The organism is Subdoligranulum sp. APC924/74, from assembly GCF_003324125.1.
Classification (GTDB): Bacteria; Bacillota; Clostridia; order Oscillospirales; family Ruminococcaceae; genus Gemmiger; species Gemmiger qucibialis.
Genome location: NZ_PSQF01000006.1, coordinates 52,937 through 68,889 on the forward strand (window position 1 = coordinate 52,937; position 15,953 = coordinate 68,889).

Below are 15,953 nucleotides of genomic sequence, written 5' to 3' on the forward strand. Positions count from 1 at the left end.
TTGCTTCGGCGGAGCGCTTTTGCCAAAAACAAATCTGAACGGAATAGGAGTGGTCGCATTTTATGGTAAAGGTCAAGCCCGTACAAAACGGTCGAACCTCCAGAATGAGCTTTTCCCGCATCAACGAAGTGATTGGCATGCCCAACCTCATCGAGATCCAGAAAAACTCTTATAACTGGTTCCTGGACGAGGGCCTGCGCGAAGTGTTCCACGACATTGACGCGATCGAGGATTACACCGGGAATCTCTCGCTGGAATTTGTCGATTACCGTCTGGACAAGCACCCCAAATATACCATTAAAGAATGTAAAGAGCGTGACGCAACGTATGCTGCGCCGCTTTATGTCACTGCGCGCCTGTTGAACAAGAGCACCGGCGAAGTGAAGGAACAGGAAATTTTCATGGGCGATTTCCCGCTCATGACGGATTCCGGCACTTTCATCTCCAACGGTGCAGAACGTGTTATCGTCAGCCAGCTGGTTCGTTCGCCCGGCGTGTTCTATGCTTCCAGCAAAGACCGTACCGGCAAGGACCTTTTCACCGCAACCATGAACCCCAACCGCGGCGCATGGCTGGAATACGAAACTGATTCTTCCGATGTATATTATGTGCGCATTGATAAAAACCGCAAGCTGCCGGTTACTACCTTCCTGCGCGCACTGGGTCTTGGCACCGATGAGCAGATCCGCCAGTACTTCGGCGATTCTGAACCCAAAATCAACGCCACCCTGGAAAAGGATATCACCCATTCCACAGAGGAAGCCCTGCTGGAGTGCTACCGCAAGCTGCGCCCCGGCGAGCCGCCGACGGTGGAAAGCTCCCGCAGCCACATCAACCTGCTGTTCTTTGATCCGCGCCGTTACGACCTGGCTCGTTTTGGCCGCTTCAAGATGAACAACAAGCTGTGCCTGTTCCGCCGTATTGCGGGCTATAAGACTGCCGAGGACATCATTGCCCCGCTGACCGGCGAACTGCTGGCCGCCAAGGGCGAGCGCATCAGCCACGAAAAGGCTGTTGAAATTGATAACGCCGGTGTTTCCCGCGTTACTGTTATCGTGGAGCGCAAGGGCCAGGATCCGGTCAATGTGATCGTGTTCTCCAACGGCTGTGTCGATGCCCAGAGTTTCTTCAGCTTTGACGTGAAGGAATGCGGCATCAACGAGCGCGCTTCCTTCGCCGAAATCCGTAAGATTCTGGATGCTACCTCCGATCCGGAAGAGCAGAAAGAACTGCTGACCAAGAATCATGATAAGCTCATCAGCCGCACCGTTACCGTTGACGATATCTTTGCTTCCGTCAACTACCTGCTGGGCCTTGACCATGGCATCGGCGTGACCGATGAAATCGACCACTTGGGCAACCGCCGCGTGCGCAGCGTTGGCGAATTGCTGCAGAACCAGTTCCGCATCGGCTTTGCCCGTATGGAGCGCGTTGTGCGCGAGCGCATGACCCTGCAGAACCAGGAATCTGGCGAGATCACCCCGCAGAGCCTGGTCAACATCCGCCCGGTCGTGGCTGCCATCCGTGAGTTCATCGGTTCCAGCCCACTGTCTCAGTTCATGGACCAGAACAACCCGCTGTCTGAGCTGACCCATAAGCGCCGTCTGTCCGCTTTGGGCCCCGGCGGTCTGTCCCGTGACCGCGCAGGCTTCGAAGTCCGCGACGTTCATTATACCCACTATGGCCGTCTGTGCCCGATTGAGACGCCCGAAGGTTCCAACATCGGTCTGATCTCCTATCTGGCATCTTTCGCCAAGATCAACAAGTACGGCTTCATTGAGGCACCTTACCGCCGCGTGGATAAAGAAACCGGCGTTGTTACCGATGAAGTTGTTTATATGCCCGCCGACGTTGAAGATGAATACATCGTGGCACAGGCCAACGAACCGCTGGACGAGAACAACCGCTTTGTCCGTTCCCGCGTTTCCGGCCGTCATCGCAACGACATTCAGGAATTTGCCCGTGAACAGGTCGATTTCATGGATGTCTCTCCGCGAATGATGGTTTCTGTGGCTACCGCCTGCATTCCCTTCCTGGAAAACGATGACTGTAACCGTGCTCTGATGGGCTCCAACATGCAGCGTCAGGCTGTGCCTCTGATGGTTACCCAGCGCTCTCTGGTTGCTACCGGCATGGAATATAAGGCTGCTACCGACTCTGGTGTCTGCGTGCTGGCTGCCCATGACGGCACCGTTGAAAGCGTTGACGCAGATAAGATCGTTGTCCGTCTGGAAGATGGCTCCGCCGATACCTATGAACTGATTAAGTTTATGCGCTCCAACCAGGGAACCTGCGTCAACCAGCGCCCCGCCGTCTATGTGGGCGATGTTGTCAAGAAGGGCGACGTTCTGGCTGACGGCCCCGCCACCAAGGACGGCGAGATCTCTCTGGGCAAGAACGCTCTGATCGGCTTCATGACCTGGGAAGGCTACAACTATGAGGACGCTGTTCTGCTGAACGAAAAGCTGGTCCGCGAGGATATCTACACCTCTATCCACATTGAGGAGTACGAGAGCGAAGCCCGCGATACCAAGCTGGGACCTGAAGAGGTGACCCGTGATATCCCCAACGTCGGCGATGATTCCCTGAAGGATCTGGACGACCGCGGCATTATCCGCATCGGCGCCGAAGTCAAGACCGGCGATATTCTGGTTGGTAAGGTTACCCCGAAGGGTGAAACCGAACTGACCGCCGAAGAGCGCCTGCTGCGCGCCATCTTTGGCGAAAAGGCACGGGAAGTACGTGATACCTCCCTGCGCGTTCCCCACGGTGCTTACGGCATTGTTGTGGATGTTAAGGTCTTTACCCCCGAAAACTCTGACGAGCTGCAGCCCGGCGTGCGCACCTGCGTGCGCGTCTATATCGCCCAGAAGCGTAAGATCAGCGTTGGCGATAAGATGGCAGGCCGTCACGGCAACAAGGGCGTTGTTTCCCGCATTCTGCCGCAGGAGGACATGCCGTTCCTGCCTGACGGCACCCCGCTGGATATCGTGCTGAACCCCCTGGGCGTTCCTTCCCGTATGAACATCGGTCAGGTGCTGGAAGTCAACCTTGGCTATGTTGCCAAGGCCCTTGGCTGGCATGTGCAAACCCCCGTGTTCGATGGCGCGCACGAATCCGATATCCGTGACTGCCTGGCCGAAGCCCGCGATAAGTGGCATGGCGACCATGCACCGGAATATCCCACCAAGCTGCCCCGCCTGATGGGCGATAAGGGCCACATCATCGATTTCAGCAAGATCGACCTGACCGATGACGGCAAGACCACCGTTTACGATGGCCGTACCGGCGAAAAGTTCCCCTCCAAGGTTACTGTCGGTTATATGTACTACCTCAAGCTGCATCACCTGGTTGATGATAAGATCCATGCCCGTTCCACCGGCCCGTACTCTCTGGTTACCCAGCAGCCTTTGGGCGGCAAGGCCCAGTTCGGCGGCCAGCGTTTCGGCGAAATGGAAGTTTGGGCTCTGGAAGCTTATGGTGCGGCTTACACCCTGCAGGAGATCCTGACTGTCAAGTCTGACGACGTTGTGGGCCGTGTCAAGACCTACGAAGCAATCGTCAAGGGCGAAGATGTGCCGAATCCGGGCATCCCCGAAAGCTTCCGCGTTATGCTGAAAGAACTGCAGAGCCTTGGCCTGGATATTGTTGTCCAGGATAAGGAAGGCAACGCTGTTGATATGCGTCAGGAATATGACGATGACGATGCCAACTTTGACAACAGCGATATCGGTGATAACGTTCTGCTGGAAAGCGAGCTGCAGGATGATTACAGTGTCAAGGATGCCGATGAAGGCTTTGACGACGACCTGGGCGATGAGGAGCCGGATGAAGCTTCTCTGGCACAGATCGAAGCCGACAATGGCGACGACCTGTTCGACGGTGAATGATCGGAATGCTGTTTACGTCACGATTAAATGAGAGGGTTCGCTGAATGGAAAATAAAGAGTTCGATTCTATCAAGATCGGCCTTGCTTCTCCCGACCAGATCCGTGCCTGGAGCTATGGCGAGGTCAAGAAACCTGAAACCATCAACTACCGCACCCTGAAGCCGGAGCGCGACGGCCTGTTCTGCGAGCGCATTTTTGGACCTACCAAGGACTGGGAATGCCACTGCGGCAAGTATAAGCGCATCCGCTATAAGGGCAAGATCTGCGATAAGTGCGGTGTCGAAGTTACCCGCGCTAAGGTCCGCCGCGAGCGCATGGGCCACATTGAGCTGGCTGCACCCGTTTCGCACATCTGGTATTTCAAGGGCATTCCCAGCCGCATTGGCCTGATGCTGGACATCGGCCCCCGCCAGCTGGACAAGGTGCTCTACTTTGCAAACTATATCGTTACCGATCCCGGCTTTACTCCGCTGGAGAAAAAGCAGCTCCTGACCGAACGCGAGTACAAGGAGATGCGGGAAAAGTACGAGGATACCTTTGAAGCCGGCATGGGCGCCGAAGCCGTCCAGAAGCTGCTGGCTGAGATCGACCTGGAAGCTCTGTCCGCAGAGCTGCATGAGGAACTGGAAAAGGCTACCGGCCAGAAGCGCGTCCGCCTGTTGAAACGCCTGGAGTGCGTTGATGCATTCCGCCTGTCCGGCCAGCGCCCGGAGTGGATGATCCTGAACGTTGTTCCGGTCATTCCGCCGGATATCCGCCCCATGGTCCAGTTGGATGGCGGCCGCTTTGCGACTTCCGACCTGAACGATCTGTACCGTCGCGTGATCAACCGCAACAACCGTCTGAAGCGCCTGCTGGAGCTGGGTGCTCCCGACATCATCGTGCGCAACGAAAAGCGCATGCTGCAGGAAGCAGTTGACGCCCTGATCGATAACGGCCGCCGCGGCCGCCCGGTCACTGGCCCCAACAACCGCGCCCTCAAGAGCCTTTCCGATATGCTGAAGGGCAAGCAGGGCCGCTTCCGCCAGAACCTGCTGGGCAAACGTGTTGACTACTCTGGCCGTTCCGTTATCGTTGTCGGCCCTGAGCTGAAGATGTACCAGTGCGGTCTGCCCAAAGAGATGGCTCTGGAGCTGTTCAAGCCCTTCGTTATGAAGGACCTGGTCCAGAAGGGCATTGCCTCCAACATCAAGGCTGCCCGCAAAAAGGTCGAGCGTGCTTCCACCGAGGTGTGGGACTCTCTCGAAACCGTCATCGAGGGCCATCCCGTTCTGCTGAACCGTGCACCTACCCTGCACCGCCTGGGCATTCAGGCATTTGAGCCCGTTCTGGTCGAAGGCCACGCCATCAAGCTGCACCCGCTGGTCTGCACCCCCTTCAACGCTGACTTCGACGGCGACCAGATGGCTGTCCATCTGCCGCTGTCCACCGAAGCACAGCGCGAAGCTAAGATGCTGATGCTGGCTTCCGGCAACCTGCTGAAGCCGTCTGACGGCGAACCCGTCACCGTGCCCACGCAGGATATGATCCTGGGCTCTTACTACCTGACCATGGTCAACCCCGAAGACCCCGGCCACGACAAGGTGTTCCGCGATGAGGACGAAGCCCTGATGGCTTACGCCGAGCATATCGTCACCCTGCAGGCTCCCGTTAAGGTGCGCCGCACCATGGACTTTGGCAACGGCCCCGAAACCGCCCTTGTCACCACCACTGTTGGCAAGATCATCTTCAACACCCCCATCCCGCAGGATCTGGGCTATGTGGATCGCACCGACCCCGAACATAAGTTCGATTACGAAGTCGATTTCCAGGTCACCAAGAAGAAGCTGCCCGACATCATCAGCCGCTGCCTGACAAAGCATGGCACCAAGCGCTGCGCTATCATGCTGGACCACATCAAGGCACAGGGATATAAGTATTCCACCCTTTCCGCCATCACCGTTGCCGTGCCTGACGCTATCATCCCCGAAGAGAAGCCGGAGATCCTGGCTGCGGCTGACAAGAAGGTTGAAAAGGTCATGAAGAACTTCAACCGTGGTCTTATCTCTGATGAAGAGCGCTATAAGAACACCGTTGAGATCTGGCAGGCAGCTACCGAGGAAGTTTCCAACGCTCTGTCTACCAACCTGAAGACCCACCACCAGCGCAACCCCATCTATATGATGTCCGACTCTGGTGCTCGTGGTTCTATGGACCAGATCAAGCAGCTGGCCGGCATGCGCGGCCTGCTGGCTAACACCGCAGGTAAAACCCTGGAAATGCCTATCCGTGCAAACTACCGCGAAGGCCTGAACATCTTGGAGTACTTCATCTCTTCTCGAGGCGCTCGTAAAGGTTTGACCGATACCGCACTGCGTACCGCTGACTCTGGCTACCTGACCCGCCGTCTGGTTGACGTTTCTCAGGAAGTCATCATCCGCGAGGAAGACTGCCACGCTACCGAGGGTATCCTCGTCAGCGAGATCAGCGAAGGCAACGCTACCATCGAAAGCTTCTCCGAGCGTCTGATTGGCCGTTATGCTCTGCATGACGTGATGGATCCCAAGACCGGCGAACTCATTGTGTCCAAGGACAAGATGATGGATATGTTCGACGCTGAAAAGATCAAAGCTGCCGGTATTACCGAGCTGGAGATCCGCAGCGTGATGACCTGCCGTGCTCACGTTGGCGTCTGTGCCCGCTGCTATGGCTCCAACATGTCCAACGGCCAGTGCGTTAAGGTCGGTGAATCCGTCGGTATCATTGCGGCACAGTCCATCGGCGAACCCGGTACTCAGCTGACCATGCGTACCTTCCATACTGGCGGTATCGCATCTGCTGAAGATATTACTCAGGGTCTTCCGCGTGTTGAAGAACTGTTCGAGAGCCGCCGCCCGAAGGCAATGGCTATCATGTCCGAGATCGCCGGTACCGTCCATATTGACGATACCAAGAAGAGCCGCCACGTTGAAGTGACCGGTGTTGACGATAACGGCGCACCGGTTACCAAGAGCTACCTGATCCCGTTCGGCCACCGCCTGAAGGTGATGGAGGGCGATGTGCTCGTCAAGGGCGCACTGTTGACCGAAGGCCATGCTTATCCGCAGGATATTTTGGCTGTCAAGGGCCGCATTGCTACCCAGAACTACCTGATCAGCGAAGTCCAGAAGGTTTACCGTCTGCAGGGCGTTGAAATCAACGATAAGCATATCGAAGTTATCGTCCGCCAGATGATGCGTAAGGTTCGCATTGACGATGCAGGTTCCAGCGAGTTCATCATGGGCAGCGTTGTCAACCGCCGCGATGTGATGATCGAGAACGAGAAGATTCAGGAACGCATTGATGCAGGCGAAACCGACCTGAAGCTGGTCCAGGCCAGTCAGATCCTGCTTGGTATCACCAAGTCCAGCTTGGCAACCGACAGCTTCCTGTCCGCTGCATCCTTCCAGGAAACCACCCGCGTTCTGACCGAAGCCGCCATCAAGGGCAAGGTTGACCCGCTGGCCGGTCTGAAGGAAAACGTCATCATCGGTAAGCTGATCCCCGCCGGAACCGGTTTGCCGGAGGTTGAAGAAGAGCTGGCTCGCGCCGAGGAAATCCGCGATGCCGAAGGCAGCGCTTACGACCACGCTGAAAAGTAAGACTTTTCTTATCTGATAGGCTTAGCCTGACAATAAAACATAACATCCCCCACAGCATTCTCCGCACGGGCAACTGCGAACGGAAAGGGTACTGTGGGGGATTTTTTATGCTGCTTTGCGGGGAATGAAACTGCTTATTGCGGAAAAGTGGCAGAAAAGTGATACAAAGTTGCTTGAAAATAGTAGTACAGCTGTGCTATGCTGGCCCCAAAGAAAGGGGGATAGCACCATGACATTGGGAGAGAAAATTGCATCCGCCCGGAAAGAAAAAGGCATGACCCAGGAAATGCTGGCAGAGCAGCTGGGGGTAACACGGCAGGCTGTGGCAAGGTGGGAGACAGGAAAAGCACTGCCTGGCACAGCTAACCTGTTTATGCTCCGAGAACTGTTGGGTATCCCGCCGGAAGAGGCTGCTTTGGAAGAAAAGACAGAAACAAGAGAACCAGATGTACAGGAAAAGGCAGAAACGGCCGGAAGCCTGACAGCAAAACAAACGTGGGTACTGATTGCGGTAATGGCAATTTTGCTATGGCTTGCTCTGCAATTTGTTGGGCTTGGCGCGGCGATTGGATTGTTGATACTTCTGTTCATTTCAATAAGCGGACTCTTTTTTATAGCGGCGGGAAAAAGCGGCGCTGCAACGGCTGCAAAAGCAGCAGCAAGGCGGGTCCTGTATTTAGCGGCAGCAACACTGCTGGCGGTACTTTTATGGTGCATTGCTTTTGTGGCATCTGCAAACTACCAAAGTACAGCGATGTGGAACGTACCACAAGATGTATGGCAGCAATACCCCACAGTTGCCGCATGGATGCAGCATTGTGAAATAATGGGCAGCGGTGTCTATATGCAGCAGGTGGATTTACCAGCAAGTCAGGGGGCCGCAACGGTATATCTTGTCTGCCGCAATGGCGTGACCAATGAACAGGCGGGAAAAATCACCCCCAATCCATTGCGGCTGCGCTTTTGGGTTACTTATCAGGCAGGGGAAAGCGACCCCATGATGCTGGATGTGCTGACGTTTCAGGGAAATAAAGACTATCAGGTGTTTTTCAGAATCGGGAAAGAGCAGTCTGATTGTATCTTTACGACAAATGAAAGTGAAGCGTTGGCAGGAGAAGTAAGAAGCCTGCTGGAAAGCCGGGCAAATGACAAATAAAGAAAGTTAGGGCAATACCGCATAATTCTAAGTGCCGATACGGCGAGCGAGGTGCGGCAGCTGCTAAGCCAAAAGCGCAGATAATACTGGATGTCTTATCGAGCATTTTGGCAACGCAGATGCCGTGCCGCAGCCGTCGGAGCGGTGCTTAAGCCGTAAGGCGGGAATTGTGCGGTATTGCCTTAAATAAAAACGGATTTGTTTTTTCTAACATTTGGTGTATAATACTTTTATACTGGGCTTGTCTGTGCAGGATGAATGGTGCCTGCATGGAGGGCAGGGGAGAACGCTTCCCTGACTGGCTCAGAAAGACACCATATAGAAAAGGAGAATCCGCCATGTCGGAAGCATTGAAAGAACGCAAAGAGATGGACCCGCAGTACCAGTGGGACCTGACCAAAATGTACGCCAGCGATGCGGAATGGGAAAAGGCTTTTGCCGCCATTGACCCCAAAATTGAAGCTTTGGCTGCCTGGGAGGGCAAGCTGAACAACGCTGCCAGCATTCGTGAATTTTATGATGCAGAAATCGGCGTGTTCCGTGAACTGGAAAACCTGGCTGTCTACACCAGCCTGCGTCTGAGCGAGGATACCCGTGCTGATGACGCCCAGAGCATGGATGCCCGCGCTACCGCCAAATATGTAAAGGCAGTCGGTACCATCGCCTATGCTCAGCCGGAAATCCTGGCACTGCCGCAGGAAACCCTGGATGCCATCATGGCTGACGAGCAGGTTGCCCCCTATCGTTTTGCTCTGGAAGACCTGCTGCGTGCAAAGCCTCACACCCTGACCGCCCCGGAAGAAAAGCTGCTGGCTGCTTTCGGTGAGGCATTCGGCACCCCGAAAAATGTTGCCGATAACCTGGAAGACGCCGACATGGTGTTCGATTCCGTCAAGGATGGCGAGGGCAACGATGTGGAGCTGACCGCTTCCAACTACATCCTGCTGCAAACCTCCAATGACCGCGTGCTGCGCAAGAATGCCTTTGAAAGCTACTACAAGAGCTTCCGCCAGCACATCAACACGCTGGCTGCCTCTTACTCCGGCGCTGTCAAGACCGCTACTGCCGAAGCCTCCGTCCGTCATTATGAATCTTCCCGCGCCATGTCCATGGCAGGGGAGAACGTGCCCGGCCAGGTCTATGATAACCTGGTGGCTACTGTGCGCAAGCACCTGCCGGATATGTATCGCTATGTTGCTCTGCGCAAGCGTATCCTGGGTGTGGACGAGCTGCACTACTATGATGTGTACGCCCCGCTGACCAAGGGCGTCAGCGCCCATTACACCTATGACCAGGCCAAGCAGATGGTTCTGGATGCCGTTGCACCGCTGGGCGAAGAGTACGGCACCATCGTTCGCAAGGGCTTTGCCGAGCGCTGGATCGATGTGTTCCCCAACAAGGGCAAGAGCGGCGGCGCTTACTCCGGCGGCAGCTATGATTCCAACCCCTATATCATGTGCAACTTTACCGGTACGCTGGACAGCGTTTCCACCATTGCGCATGAGATGGGCCACAGCATGCACAGCTGGTTCAGCCGCCATACCCAGCCTGCCCAGTATGCCGACTATACCCTGTTTGTCGCAGAGGTCGCTTCCACCGTCAACGAGAACCTGCTCATTGAGCACCTGCTGGCAGAAAAGAACCAGGATCCCGCAACCCGCCTGGCCCTGCTGAATCAGTACCTCGAAAATTTCAAGGGAACCGTCTACCGCCAGACGATGTTTGCCGAGTTTGAGCGCGATGCCCACGCCATGGCCGAGCGCGGCGAAGCCCTGAATCCCGCCGCTCTGAACAATCTGTACAAGAAGCTCATTGTGGACTACTTTGGACCGGAGCTGGTTGTGGATGACGAAGTACAGTACGAGTGGGCACGCATCCCGCACTTCTACCGCCCGTTCTATGTTTATAAGTATGCAACCGGCTATTCCACTGCCGTGGCATTGTCCGAGGGCATCCTGAAGAACGGCGAACCGGCTGTTAAGAAGTACCTGGAGTTCCTGCACATGGGCGGCAGCGCTTACCCGCTGGATGAGCTGCGCCATGCCGGTGTGGACCTGACCACCCCCGCCCCGGTGGATGCTGCCCTGGATAAGTTCGGTCGCATTCTGGACGAAGCCGAAGCCTGCGTGGCACAGCTGGAAGCTGCAAAATAAGCAGGGGAAAGTCCGAGGGTGTATCTGAAAAATTCGAAAATTTAGTCTGTTTCTGCAAACACAGCGGGATTTTGCGTTAAAAAGTCTTGGAATCCGCAAAGGATTCCTATGGCTCTTTGCCTTAAATTCTGCTTGCCTTTGCGAAATATCCGTCATGTTCTTTGTTTTCAGATACACCTTAAGCGCAAAATTAGAACCCACAGTGCAGAAAATCAGCATCTTGCACGATTATTTGAAATATTTTTTGTGAATACTCTTGACAGAGCGTGGTTTATCCGCTATTATAATAAATGCGTGAGTTAAGGGGTCAAGTGCGGCCAAAATGGAAGCACAACCCCCGCAAAAACTGCGCGGAATAATCAAGAAAGGAGAAAAGAAATGCCTACTTTTAACCAGCTCGTACGCAAAGGCCGTGAGGTCCTGGTAACCAAGAGCACTGCTCCTGCCCTTCAGAAGAGCTACAACTCCCAGAAGAAGCAGTACACCACCATGAACAGCCCCCAGAAGCGTGGTGTTTGCACCGCTGTTCGTACCATGACCCCCAAAAAGCCCAACTCTGCTCTGCGTAAAGTTGCCCGTGTCCGCCTGACGAATGGTATCGAGGTCACCTCCTACATTCCTGGTATCGGCCATAACCTGCAGGAGCACAGCGTTGTCCTGATCCGTGGCGGTCGTGTTAAGGACCTGCCCGGTGTCCGTTACCACATCATCCGTGGTACTCTGGATACTCAGGGTGTTGCAAACCGTAACCAGGCTCGCAGCAAATACGGCGCAAAGCGTCCCAAGGCCGGTGCCAAGAAGTAAGGAAACATCTTTTCGCCATAAAATGGTCAGCTGACCCTTTTGTGGCATAACGGGAGTTTTCTTTAACTTTCGAGTACCGATGATATCATTAATGTGAAGGAGGGAAGAAAGATGCCCAGAAGAGGTAAAATCGCAAAGCGCGAAGTTCTGGCTGATCCTATTTACAATTCCAAGCTCGTCACCCGTCTGGTCAACAGCATCATGCTGGATGGCAAGAAGGGCGTCGCTCAGAAGATCGTTTACGAAGCTTTTGAGACTGTCAAAGAGAAGACCGGCAACGATCCTCTCGAAATGTTCGAGAAGGCCATGGAAAACATCATGCCCAGCCTCGAAGTTAAGGCCCGCCGTGTCGGCGGCTCCACCTACCAGGTTCCCCTGGAGGTCAGCCCCGCTCGCCGCGAGACCCTCGGCCTGCGCTGGCTGACTCTGTACAGCCGCAGCCGTGGTGAAAAGACTATGTCCGCTCGCCTGGCCGCCGAGATCATTGACGCTACCAACAACGTTGGCGGCGCCGTCAAGAAGCGCGAAGATACCCACAAGATGGCAGAAGCCAACAAGGCTTTCGCGCATTACCGTTATTGATCTGCTTACTGAGGAGGTTTAAGCCATGGCAACGCCGAGAGACGTATCCCTGCAAATGACCCGAAATATCGGTATCATGGCCCACATCGACGCAGGCAAGACCACCACCACCGAGCGCATTCTGTACTACACCGGTATTAACCATAAGATCGGTGAAGTTCATGACGGCGCTGCTACGATGGACTGGATGGAGCAGGAACAGGAACGTGGTATTACCATCACTTCCGCTGCAACCACCTGCTACTGGAGCCACACCGAGACCCAGCACGATCCGGCTCTGTTCAAAAAGAACCGTCATCGTATCAACATCATCGACACCCCGGGCCACGTTGACTTTACTGTTGAAGTTCAGCGTTCTCTGCGTGTTCTGGACGGTTCTGTTACCGTTCTGGCCGCAAAGGGTGGCGTTGAGCCTCAGTCTGAAACCGTTTGGCGCCAGGCTGACGAGTACAAGGTTCCCCGCATGGTTTACGTCAACAAGATGGATACCATGGGTGCTGACTTCTTCCGCTGCGTACAGATGATGCATGATCGTCTGCATGCCAACGGTGTGCCTATCCAGCTGCCTGTCGGCCAGGAAGACACTTTCCGCGGCATCATCGATCTGATCGACATGAAAGCCGATATCTACTATGATGATATGGGCAATGATGTGCGCGTTGAGGAAATTCCTGAAGACCTGAAAGAACAGGCTCAGGAATATCATGACAAGCTGATCGAAGCTGTTGCTGAGACCGACGAAGAGCTGATGATGAAGTACCTGGAAGGCGAAGAGCTGACCAAGGGAGAAATCAAGGCTGCTCTGCGTAAGGCTACTATTTCCAACGAGATCGTTCCTGTTGTCTGCGGCTCTTCTTACAAGAACCGTGGCGTTCAGAAACTGTTGGATGCAATCGTTGATTATATGCCCGCTCCGACCGACGTTGCGGCCATCAAGGGCACCAACCCGGAGACTGGCGAGGAAGAAGATCGCACTTCTTCCGATGATCAGCCGTTCTCTGCACTGGCATTCAAGATTATGACTGACCCGTATGTCGGTAAGCTGTGCTTCTTCCGCGTGTACTCTGGTACCGTTGAGGCTGGCACCACTGTTTACAACTCTGTTAAGGATCAGGACGAGCGTATCGGCCGTATCCTGCAGATGCATGCAAACAACCGTAAGGATATCGACATCTGCTACGCTGGCGATATCGCCGCTGCTGTTGGTCTGAAGAACACCACCACTGGTGATACCCTGTGCGATGAGAAGCATCCCATCATCCTCGAGTCCATGAACTTCCCCGAGCCGGTTATCCGCGTTGCCATCGAGCCCAAGACCAAGGCTGGCAGCGAGAAGATGGGTATTGCCCTGTCTAAGCTGGCTGAAGAGGACCCGACTTTCCGTACCTGGACCGATGAAGAAACCGGTCAGACCATCATCGCCGGCATGGGCGAGCTCCACCTGGAAATCATCGTGGACCGTCTGCTCCGCGAGTTTAAGGTCGAAGCTAACGTTGGCGCACCTCAGGTTGCCTACCGTGAAACCATCCGCAAGGATGCTAACCAGGAAACCAAGTACGCACGTCAGTCCGGTGGTAAGGGCCAGTATGGTCACGTTAAGATCAAGATTGAGCCCAACCCGGGTAAGGGTTATGAGTTCGTCAACGGTATTGTTGGCGGCGCTATCCCGAAGGAATACATCCCCGCTGTTGACAACGGTATCCAGGGCGCGATGAAGTCCGGCATTCTGGCTGGCTATCCCGTCGTGGATGTCAAGGTCACTCTGTGGGACGGCTCCTATCATGAAGTTGACTCCTCTGAAATGGCGTTCTCCATCGCCGGCTCCATGGCATTCAAGGATGCTATGAAGAAGGCTGACCCCGTCATTATGGAGCCCATCATGAAGGTTGACGTTGTTGTTCCTGACGAGTATATGGGCAACGTCATTGGCGACTTGAACAGCCGCCGCGGCGCGATCCAGAACCAGGAATCCACCGATGGCACTGCCCGTGTCACCGCTATGGTTCCTCTGTCCGAGATGTTCGGTTACGCTACTGACCTGCGTTCCAAGACCCAGGGCCGTGGCCAGTACTCCATGGAGCCGGCTGATTACCAGCAGGTTCCCAAGAGTGTTGCAGATAAGATCATGACCGAGCGCAATAAGGGCTGATTCTGCACAAATTCGCGCAAAATACTTGATTTTTCTTGAAAAATCTAGTATGATAGCCTTACAACAGGCTATTTTATCTGTTTGAATTAAAGGAGGATACTTCCAATGGCTGAAAAGGAAAAATTTGACCGCTCTTTGGAGCATGTCAACATCGGTACCATCGGTCACGTTGACCACGGCAAGACCACTCTGACTGCCGCTATCACCAAGGTTCTGGCTCTGAAGGGCGACGCCGATTTCATGGATTACTCCAGCATCGATAAGGCTCCTGAAGAGAAGGCTCGTGGTATCACGATCAACACCGCTCACGTTGAGTACCACACCGCGAAGCGTCACTATGCCCACGTTGACTGCCCGGGCCATGCTGACTACATCAAGAACATGATCACCGGTGCTGCTCAGATGGACGGCGCTATCCTGGTTGTTGCTGCAACCGATGGCCCGATGCCGCAGACCCGTGAGCACATCCTGCTGGCTCGTCAGGTTGGCGTGCCCAAGATCGTTGTGTTCCTGAACAAGTGCGATATGGTTGACGACGAAGAGCTGCTCGACCTGGTCGAAATGGAAGTTCGCGAACTGCTGGACAGCCAGGATTTCGACGGCGACAACACCCCGATCATCCGTGGTTCCGCTCTGAAGGCTCTGGAGAGCACTTCCAAGGATCCCGATGCTCCGGAATACAAGTGCATTTGGGAGCTGATGGACGCTGTTGACAGCTACATCCCGACCCCGGACCGTGCTGCTGATAAGCCGTTCCTGATGCCCGTTGAGGACGTTATGACCATCTCCGGCCGTGGCACCGTTGCTACCGGTCGTGTTGAGCGTGGTACTGCTCATGTCGGCGATCAGATGGAAATCGTTGGTCTGAAGGAAGAGAAGCTGACCACCACCATCACTGGTCTGGAAATGTTCCGCAAGAGCCTCGAGTTCGCTCAGGCTGGCGACAACATCGGCGCTCTGCTGCGTGGTATTGACCGTGACCAGATCGAGCGTGGCCAGGTTCTGGCTGTTCCCGGTTCTGTTCATCCCCACACCACTTTCGATGGCCATGTTTACGTCCTGAAGAAGGAAGAAGGCGGCCGTCATACCCCGTTCTTCAACAACTATCGTCCTCAGTTCTACTTCCGTACCACCGACGTTACCGGCATCATCACCCTGCCCGAAGGCACTGAGATGTGCATGCCCGGCGACAACGTTGATATGCACGTTGAGCTGATCACCCCGGTTGCCATGGAAGAAGGCATGCGTTTCGCTATCCGCGAAGGCGGCCACACTGTTGGTTCCGGCGTTGTTTCCAAGATCGAGAAGTAATTTTCGGCTTGTGATATAGCTTTCAAGGCTCCTGCTGTTAAGGCAGGGGCCTTTTTGTTGTGTACGACTTATGGGACGGGGAGGGGGCAAAGGCCGGGTGTGGAAGACCAAGGAAGGCATCATGAAAACATCAGGAATTGTAGATAGGGGAGAGGACACCATTCGGAACTTTGAAAAAGTGGAGCAGGAGGGGGCACTCACACCGCCCTACCTTGGGAAGGTGTATTTCAGGTCGCGGTTAAGGGGCAAGGGTTGATCTATCCCGAAGTTTTCGGAACGGTCAGGAAC

Annotated in this window: 8 protein-coding genes; all 8 read left to right on the plus strand. The window is 54.8% G+C overall.

Annotated features, from left to right (window positions below):
- Positions 1 to 62 precede the first annotated feature (62 nt).
- The 8 genes from C4885_RS03590 (at position 63) to tuf (ending at position 15,665) form a co-directional block, all read left to right on the plus strand.
- The gene (locus tag C4885_RS03590) at positions 63 to 3,890 is read left to right on the plus strand and encodes a DNA-directed RNA polymerase subunit beta (protein WP_113999040.1); all 3,828 of its coding nucleotides are present in this window, start codon (positions 63 to 65) and stop codon (positions 3,888 to 3,890) included.
- A 44-nt stretch (positions 3,891 to 3,934) separates the two neighbouring features.
- On the plus strand, positions 3,935 to 7,510 hold the full coding sequence (gene rpoC / locus C4885_RS03595) for a DNA-directed RNA polymerase subunit beta' (RefSeq protein WP_113999041.1): 3,576 nt from the start codon (positions 3,935 to 3,937) through the stop codon (positions 7,508 to 7,510).
- Between the two features lie 229 nt (positions 7,511 to 7,739).
- Positions 7,740 to 8,666 (plus strand): helix-turn-helix transcriptional regulator, encoded by a 927-nt coding sequence (locus C4885_RS03600; RefSeq protein ID WP_113999042.1) that lies wholly within the window; start codon positions 7,740 to 7,742, stop codon positions 8,664 to 8,666.
- Between the two features lie 338 nt (positions 8,667 to 9,004).
- Positions 9,005 to 10,819, plus strand: coding sequence for an oligoendopeptidase F (gene pepF, locus C4885_RS03605; RefSeq protein WP_113999043.1), 1,815 nt, complete (start codon positions 9,005 to 9,007; stop codon positions 10,817 to 10,819).
- A 378-nt stretch (positions 10,820 to 11,197) separates the two neighbouring features.
- A complete protein-coding gene (gene rpsL, locus C4885_RS03610; RefSeq protein WP_113999044.1) occupies positions 11,198 to 11,623 on the plus strand; it encodes a 30S ribosomal protein S12 in 426 nt (141 codons plus the stop codon).
- Positions 11,624 to 11,734: 111 nt separating this feature from the next.
- On the plus strand, positions 11,735 to 12,205 hold the full coding sequence (gene rpsG, locus C4885_RS03615) for a 30S ribosomal protein S7 (protein WP_113999045.1): 471 nt from the start codon (positions 11,735 to 11,737) through the stop codon (positions 12,203 to 12,205).
- Between the two features lie 25 nt (positions 12,206 to 12,230).
- The gene (gene fusA / locus C4885_RS03620) at positions 12,231 to 14,354 is read left to right on the plus strand and encodes an elongation factor G (RefSeq protein ID WP_113999046.1); all 2,124 of its coding nucleotides are present in this window, start codon (positions 12,231 to 12,233) and stop codon (positions 14,352 to 14,354) included.
- A 105-nt stretch (positions 14,355 to 14,459) separates the two neighbouring features.
- Positions 14,460 to 15,665: an elongation factor Tu gene (gene tuf / locus C4885_RS03625; protein ID WP_113999047.1), complete on the plus strand. Its 1,206-nt coding sequence runs from the start codon at positions 14,460 to 14,462 to the stop codon at positions 15,663 to 15,665.
- Positions 15,666 to 15,953: the final 288 nt, after the last annotated feature.

What these genes read in the sequence shown, in the direction of transcription:
- pepF (WP_113999043.1), top strand. Translation starts at nt 9,005, where the DNA reads ATGTCGGAAGCATTGAAAGAACGCAAAGAGATGGACCCGCAGTACCAG.
- fusA (WP_113999046.1), top strand. Translation starts at nt 12,231, where the DNA reads ATGGCAACGCCGAGAGACGTATCCCTGCAAATGACCCGAAATATCGGT.
- rpoC (WP_113999041.1), top strand. Translation starts at nt 3,935, where the DNA reads ATGGAAAATAAAGAGTTCGATTCTATCAAGATCGGCCTTGCTTCTCCC.
- tuf (WP_113999047.1), top strand. Translation starts at nt 14,460, where the DNA reads ATGGCTGAAAAGGAAAAATTTGACCGCTCTTTGGAGCATGTCAACATC.
- C4885_RS03600 (WP_113999042.1), top strand. Translation starts at nt 7,740, where the DNA reads ATGACATTGGGAGAGAAAATTGCATCCGCCCGGAAAGAAAAAGGCATG.
- rpsL (WP_113999044.1), top strand. Translation starts at nt 11,198, where the DNA reads ATGCCTACTTTTAACCAGCTCGTACGCAAAGGCCGTGAGGTCCTGGTA.
- C4885_RS03590 (WP_113999040.1), top strand. Translation starts at nt 63, where the DNA reads ATGGTAAAGGTCAAGCCCGTACAAAACGGTCGAACCTCCAGAATGAGC.
- rpsG (WP_113999045.1), top strand. Translation starts at nt 11,735, where the DNA reads ATGCCCAGAAGAGGTAAAATCGCAAAGCGCGAAGTTCTGGCTGATCCT.